At 49.4% G+C, this 6,449-nt stretch carries 6 protein-coding genes; 4 read left to right on the top strand and 2 right to left on the bottom strand.

Features of this window, described 5'->3' with window-relative positions; translation table 11 throughout:
* The first annotated feature begins 50 nt into the window (after positions 1 to 50).
* The 3 genes from BZG13_RS14905 (at position 51) to BZG13_RS14895 (ending at position 3,773) form a co-directional block, all read left to right on the top strand.
* A complete protein-coding gene (locus BZG13_RS14905) occupies positions 51 to 1,376 on the top strand; it encodes a 6-phospho-alpha-glucosidase (protein ID WP_077487177.1) in 1,326 nt (441 codons plus the stop codon).
* Between the two features lie 51 nt (positions 1,377 to 1,427).
* Positions 1,428 to 2,984 (top strand): alpha-glucoside-specific PTS transporter subunit IIBC, encoded by a 1,557-nt coding sequence (locus BZG13_RS14900; RefSeq protein WP_069362107.1) that lies wholly within the window; start codon positions 1,428 to 1,430, stop codon positions 2,982 to 2,984.
* 558 nt (positions 2,985 to 3,542) lie between these two features.
* Positions 3,543 to 3,773: a hypothetical protein gene (locus BZG13_RS14895; protein WP_077487176.1), complete on the top strand. Its 231-nt coding sequence runs from the start codon at positions 3,543 to 3,545 to the stop codon at positions 3,771 to 3,773.
* 90 nt (positions 3,774 to 3,863) lie between these two features.
* On the opposite strand, the gene BZG13_RS14890 is transcribed toward BZG13_RS14895, so the two are convergent.
* Complete coding sequence (locus BZG13_RS14890; RefSeq protein ID WP_077487175.1) at positions 3,864 to 4,898, bottom strand: NADP(H)-dependent aldo-keto reductase; 1,035 nt, start codon at positions 4,896 to 4,898, stop codon at positions 3,864 to 3,866.
* A 199-nt stretch (positions 4,899 to 5,097) separates the two neighbouring features.
* Between BZG13_RS14890 and BZG13_RS14885 the strand changes: the two genes are divergently transcribed.
* Positions 5,098 to 5,400 (top strand): DUF6482 family protein, encoded by a 303-nt coding sequence (locus BZG13_RS14885; protein ID WP_069362110.1) that lies wholly within the window; start codon positions 5,098 to 5,100, stop codon positions 5,398 to 5,400.
* A gap of 51 nt (positions 5,401 to 5,451) precedes the next feature.
* On the opposite strand, the gene mutH is transcribed toward BZG13_RS14885, so the two are convergent.
* A complete protein-coding gene (mutH, locus tag BZG13_RS14880) occupies positions 5,452 to 6,126 on the bottom strand; it encodes a DNA mismatch repair endonuclease MutH (RefSeq protein ID WP_069362111.1) in 675 nt (224 codons plus the stop codon).
* Positions 6,127 to 6,449 lie beyond the last annotated feature (323 nt).

Genomic DNA, 6,449 nt, shown 5'->3' with positions numbered 1-6,449 from the left:
GTGTTATTTGTGTAATACATTTAAGATACATATTAAGAGGAGACACGATTATGAAACCACAAAAGCTTACTATCGTCGGGGGTGGAAGCACCTATACACTGGGGATGATCAATAGCTTGATTGCTGAAAAAGAAGCATTTCCGCTCAGCAAGATCACCTTCTATGATATTGATGAACAAAGACAAGCCTCAAATGCTAAAGCGACGGAGATCTTGCTGCGCGAGGCTTATCCTGAGGTCGAAGAGTTTGTTTATACCACGGATAAAGAAACCGCATTTTCTGATGCCGATTTCTTCTTTATTCAGATCCGCACGGGTGGGTTACCGATGCGTGAGCGTGATGAGCAGGTTCCACTCTCTTATGGCTGTGTCGGTCAAGAAACGTGTGGCGCGGGCGGCATGGCGTATGGACTACGCTCGATAGGTGACATGATCACTCTCGTGAATGATATCCGTCACTTTGCCCCGGATGCCTGGATTTTAAACTATACCAACCCAGCCGCCATTGTCGCTGAAGCCTTACAGCGTGAGTTTCCTCATGACAACCGCATTCTAAACATCTGCGACATGCCCGCTGCCATTATGGTGAGTTATGCGCAATTACTTGGTTGCGAGATCTGGGATTTGGTGCCGGAATACTTTGGGCTGAATCACTTTGGATGGTTTACCAAGGTACGAAACCGAGATGGGGTCGACCTGACCGATGAGATTAAACGCATCATTTTGGAAGAGGGGATCAGTGCTGTTGACCCAGAAATTGCCGATGACCCTTCATGGCAGGCAACGTTTAAAAACATGCAGACCATGTTGAAAGACAATCCTGAGTACTTACCCAATACTTATCTGCAGTACTACTTGTATCCGGAAAAAATGGTGGAAAAAGAAGATATTGCTAATACGCGTGCGCGCCAAGTAATCAATGGGCGAGAAAAGCGCGTGTTTAGCCTGAATGAGCGCATCATTGCCGCGGGCACTACCGCTAATGAGCATCTTCATGCAGATATCCATGGGCGCTATATGGTGCGTGTAGCGGCCTCCTTGGCCTATAACCGTGGCGAGACGTATCTGGTTATCGTACCGAATGATGGGGCGATCCCCAATATTCAGAATGATGCCATGGTGGAAGTGCCGGCCGCGTTAACCAATGACGGCCCGAAACGCTTTGCGGTCGGAACCATCCCGACATTCCAAAAAGCACTGATCGAAGGCCAACTCGGCTACGAAAAGCTGGTCGTGGATGCATGGTTTAGCGGGGATCGACAAACACTGGTCAATGCGCTCACGCTCAACCGAACCGTTGTGGATGTGCCAAAAGCGCAACAAATCGTCGATGAGCTTTTACGTGTGAACGGCGACTATCTACCTCAATTTCATTAATAATACGATGCCCCAGAGACTATCTGGGGCCAAAATCTGGGAGCGATCATCATGAAAGATATGATCCAGCGCTTTGGCGCAGCAATGTTTGTCCCTGTGCTCCTCTTTCCAGCAGCCGGTATGTTATTAGGCTTATCGGTGATGCTGCTCAACCAAGATCTCTTTCCTTGGGCAGTGGAAGGCAGTGCATGGGTAAAAGTGTCAACGATCCTTCTCCAAGCCTCGTTGGCGGTGTTTAAAAATATGGCCTTGGTGTTTGCGGTAGGGTTACCGATAGCACTAGCAAAATCTGCATCTGGGCGCGCAGTGCTTGCCACACTGGTGTCATACATCACCTTTAATTATGTGATTGGTGGCATTTTACAGTTTTGGGGACCTGAGCTTGGGGTGAACTATGTGGAGGGTGAGCGTGGGCTTACTGATGTGGGCGGTATACTGACTTTGGATACTAACCTACTGGGCGCCATCGTCATTGCTAGCCTCTCCGTTTGGGTTCACAACCGTTTCTTCGACAAAAAACTGCCAAACTGGGCGGCCGTGTTTGGTGGCACACCTTTGGTGGTCATTGTGAGTTTTCCGATTATGGTACTCATGGCGATCATCACCTGTTTTACCTGGCCAAGTATTCAGCACGGCATTAATAATCTACAAACCTTTTTAGTCGGTGCGGGGTCATTCGGGGTGTGGATGTTCACCTTCCTTGAGCGGATTATGATCCCAACGGGGCTGCATCACTTTGTCTATGGCCCCGTATTTTATGGACCTGTAGCGGTGGATGGCGGCACAGTGGCCCATTGGATTCAAAATATCCAAAACTTTGCCAGCAATCCTGCTCCCTTAACCGAGCAATTCCCGCAAGGTGGCTTGATGTTGACTGGCATGGGGAAAGTCTTTGGTTGTACGGGGATTGCTATGGCGCTTTACGCAACCGCGAAGCCAGAAAATAAGAAAATGGTGCTCGGCTTGGTGCTTGGGGCGGCATTGACGGCCATTCTTACTGGGATCACCGAACCGATTGAGTTTACCTTCTTGTTTATCGCGCCGGCATTGTTTGCGCTCCACGCGGTATTGGCAGCCACCATGGCAACCATTGCCTATTGGTTTGGTGTCTCAGGTAATTTTCAGACTGGGCTTATCGACTTTATTTTTCAAAACTGGCTACCGCTGGGCAGCTTGCATGGTGACACCTATATTGTGCAAGTGCTCATCGGCCTGAGTTTCACCGCTATCTACTTTGTGGTGTTCCGCGCGCTGATTTTGAAGTTTGATATTCCCACTCCGGGTCGAGGTAGCGCAGAGGCGAAGCTTTATACCAAAGCCGATTATAAGGACGCGCACCAGAGTGATTCATCGAGCGGAGTGATTGATAGTGGACAAGCGAGTGCGTTTATTGAAGGGCTAGGTGGCAAAGACAACATAGCCTTGCTGACCAATTGTGCCACGCGGTTACGTATCAAAGTACATGAGCCAGAAAAAGTGGCAGAAACACAATATTTTCAAGAGCATGGTGCAGTAAACATGGTACGTAATGGTGATAGCTTTCAAATTATTGTTGGCTTAACTGTACCTCAGGTTCGCGAAGAAATGACGCAATTGACACAAGCTTAATGGCTTCGCTGATTGCTCAGCATGTGAGGCGTCATTAATAAGCAGCTATTAACGCACTCCATCGTTAGCGGGCGGCCAAACTCAGGGTCGCTCGCGCTGTTATCTTTCCTCTTGAGACACCTCAACAATATTGCATAAGCACCGGTCATCAACGCACGCTGTCTCACTTCGATAGCACAACTCATTGCATTTTATCGATTGTTAGTTGACTGAATAGCACAATCCCCCATGTCTTTATTGCTAGACAGAGCGTTGCGCTTTATTTGAACAATATTTATATAACTTATTGATGTTGAATATAAGTTATTGAATAATAATAGCTCCATTCACGCAGATTCTTTTGCCTAGGAGGTAAATGCCATGACTGATTATCCGATGAAAAAATTCGCTGTCATCGTTGCCTCTGTGCGTCACTGTGCCAACCACTTGGCTCAGGATACCCGCTCAAGCATCTGACTCTGCGTCCAACTGTAACTGGTCGCAGGTATAATGCGACCAGTTTGCAGTCCCACTTCGCTTTATGCCTGTGGCCTCCTATAAGCCAAAAGGAGAGCCATCATGACTCAACTATCTTTATTACCGTTAGCCCAAGCACTGGTGCGTTTGGATGCGATTCGTCAGCGTCGCGCGAGCACACACCGTTATCGCTACACAGATCTGGCGTTAAATCGTCACCTACAGCGTGATATTGGTATTGCGCCTGACAAACAAGACGCCTTGCCCGTTAGCACACAATTTGCGGCAAAACGTTATCTGGTGACATGGCGACGACGATGGCGGTGGCTATAATGGGCCCCAGAAAGCGGCGTATCGGTTGATACGCCGCCCCATCATCGAATAAAACACTGCGCGGCAGCCAACTTGGCTGCCGTTTGCGATCTAAGGGCAGGGGTTAGGGTAGCGGTTAGCGATCTCATCAATACCAGCAAGCACATCGTCACTCAGCGTCAGCTCCAAGCTATCGAGATTACTCTCTAGCTGTTTTAGCGTCGTGGCGCCAATGATGTTAGAGGCGACAAAAGCACGACTATTGACGAACGCGAGTGCCATTTGTGCCGGATCAAGACCATGGCGTTGGGCGAGATCGACATACTCTTGCGTGGCCTTTTGCCCTGACTCGGTAAAGTAGCGTGCGAAGCGTTGGTGCAGTGTACAACGGGCCCCTTTCGGGCGTGCGCCTTGCAAATATTTACCGCTCAACGCGCCAAACGCCAGCGGCGAGTAGGCGAGCAATTCCACCCCTTCATGATGACTGATTTCCGACAGGCCGACTTCAAAGGTGCGGTTAAGCAAATTATAAGGGTTCTGAATAGAAACGATACGCGTGAGGCCATGCTTCTCTGCCAGATGCAAATAGCGCATCACGCCCCAAGGCGTTTCGTTTGAAACGCCGATATAACGAATTTTTCCTGCTTGGACGAGTTCATTCAGTGCATCCAGGGTATCGAGGATGGTGACCCCAGAGTGTTCATCTTGATACGGATAATTGAGCTTACCAAAACAGTTATTGTGCCGCTGTGGCCAGTGCACTTGATACAAATCGATATAGTCGGTTTTTAGTCGTGTCAGGCTATCTTCAACGGCTTGATGAATATGGCGTCGGTTAAGCGACATGTTGTCACGGATGTAAGGAACATTGCGTGGCCCCGCCACTTTGGTTGCGAGGATAACACGATCGCGCTTCCCGGACTTTTCTAACCAGCTGCCGATGTACTGTTCGGTTAACCCTTGCGTGGATTGGCTGGGGGGAACGGGATACATTTCTGCGGTATCAATAAAATTAACGCCCCGTTCAAAGGCAAGATCGAGCTGCGCATGAGCGTCAGCTTCACTATTTTGCTCACCAAATGTCATGGTGCCTAAGCACACTTTACTCACCTCTAGCGAGGAATGGGGCAAACGGTGGTATTGCATCCTTTCTCCTTGTCTGCAATCGACCTATGGCAGTCCATAGTAGAGAATTTTAAAAATGATCGAAAGCGGTTTAGCGGTGGCTTGACAGTTGGTTAAATATTGACCATTACTAAATGGATTGTCCGATCGTATCGGTCTGAGCGCGGTGTTATTGCTAGGCATGATGGACACGAGAAAGTGTAATCTAGAGGAAAATCAGATGAACTATTCACAGCTCAAAGCATGGATGCGCGCGGATCCTCGCTCATGCCCACAATGTTATGTGATGGCACACGCAGGCGGCGCGAAATACTCGGTCGAAGTCGAAGTGAAGCATGAATTAGAGCCTTTACGCTCGGACCAAACCGGTGAAGTGATGCAGTTTGATCATGTCGGACAAGTGGGAGAAAAACTTAAAGCGTTAGGGATTGAAGAGGGCGTACTGCGCTTGATGGATCCTTACGATGAGTTTGCCACGGGCGGAGAGCCAGGCTGTCGAGAAGACATGCCCATTCGTTTTTGATGGTTACCCTTAAAGCGAAGCGATGGGGTTATCACGCGTGCGGATCGACGCTTATTTCGGATCCACAAAGTAACGACGCAAGATCTGGTGGGTAAACTGGGTGCGTAAATAGAAGCCGCGCGGCAAGGTACGGATCGGCTCACCACTGGGCCCGAAAGCGTCGGTCAGGGCTTTACCGTTGGCCGCTTTGGGCCGTAGTTGGAGCGACTCACCTTGGCGGGCGGTGATTTCCGTCACGCGACCGAGAGCCACCCAATCCATTAACTCTTCCCAATCGGCGCGCAGTTGCGCTTCTTCCTCTTGGCTAGGAGACCATAATAATGGCGTGCCAATGCAGCGCTGTGATACCGGTATATCGCGTTCGCCTTCAACCGGCACCCACAAAACCCGTGATAGCTTTTGCCGCACATGACTATTTTCCCAGCGTATCCCCGCGATCCCAGTGAGTGGCGCCACACACACAAAGGTGGTTTCCAGTGGTTTTCCCTCACGGTTAACGGGAATGGTTTTTAGCTCAATACCTAAGTGTGCGAAGTCTTGTTCGGGTTTGCTGCCCGCGTTGGCACCCAAGCAGGTTTCGAGTAGCATGCCAATCCAGCCTTTCTCCCGTGTGAGTGACGCTGGACAAGGGATCGACAGTGTCTCGCTGACTTCGCCAAGGGTCAAACCAGCAAGGGCAAGCGCGCGTTCCATCAATATCTGCTCGGATGCGGGGGGCGGTGTCACTGTGTTGGGATCCTGCTCGTTAACGGATGAGCGTGCATTATCAAGAACTGCCGTATCGGCTGCAAGTGGATCCCATTTCGATGATCCTACTCTTTCTCCTCTGGTTATCCACAGAGGAGGGATGATTGATGGGATAGCTCACTCTCATGATCAAATATACAGTACATAAATCGCGGTAAAAATGGGAAAAATGGCGAACTTGGCGCTTTTTTGCGCTATCGGTGTGGATAATTTTCTTGTTGGTGGATCTTTGAGCGATCTGTGTTTATTTGATGATCATTCGATCCCGAAAAGGATCTTGTTGTTTCGGTTTTGTTTTAAAT

It is taken from the genome of Salinivibrio sp. ML323 (assembly GCF_001995745.1).
Taxonomy (GTDB): domain Bacteria; phylum Pseudomonadota; class Gammaproteobacteria; order Enterobacterales; family Vibrionaceae; genus Salinivibrio; species Salinivibrio kushneri.
The sequence above is the reverse complement of the archived record's forward strand: the minus strand, read 5'-3'. Positions and strand labels throughout refer to the sequence as shown.

Excerpts from the sequence above, each read along its gene's own strand:
- BZG13_RS14905 (WP_077487177.1), top strand. The coding sequence starts at position 51 with ATGAAACCACAAAAGCTTACTATCGTCGGGGGTGGAAGCACCTATACA.
- BZG13_RS14900 (WP_069362107.1), top strand. The coding sequence starts at position 1,428 with ATGAAAGATATGATCCAGCGCTTTGGCGCAGCAATGTTTGTCCCTGTG.
- BZG13_RS14895 (WP_077487176.1), top strand. The coding sequence starts at position 3,543 with ATGACTCAACTATCTTTATTACCGTTAGCCCAAGCACTGGTGCGTTTG.
- BZG13_RS14890 (WP_077487175.1), bottom strand. The coding sequence starts at position 4,898 with ATGCAATACCACCGTTTGCCCCATTCCTCGCTAGAGGTGAGTAAAGTG.
- BZG13_RS14885 (WP_069362110.1), top strand. The coding sequence starts at position 5,098 with ATGAACTATTCACAGCTCAAAGCATGGATGCGCGCGGATCCTCGCTCA.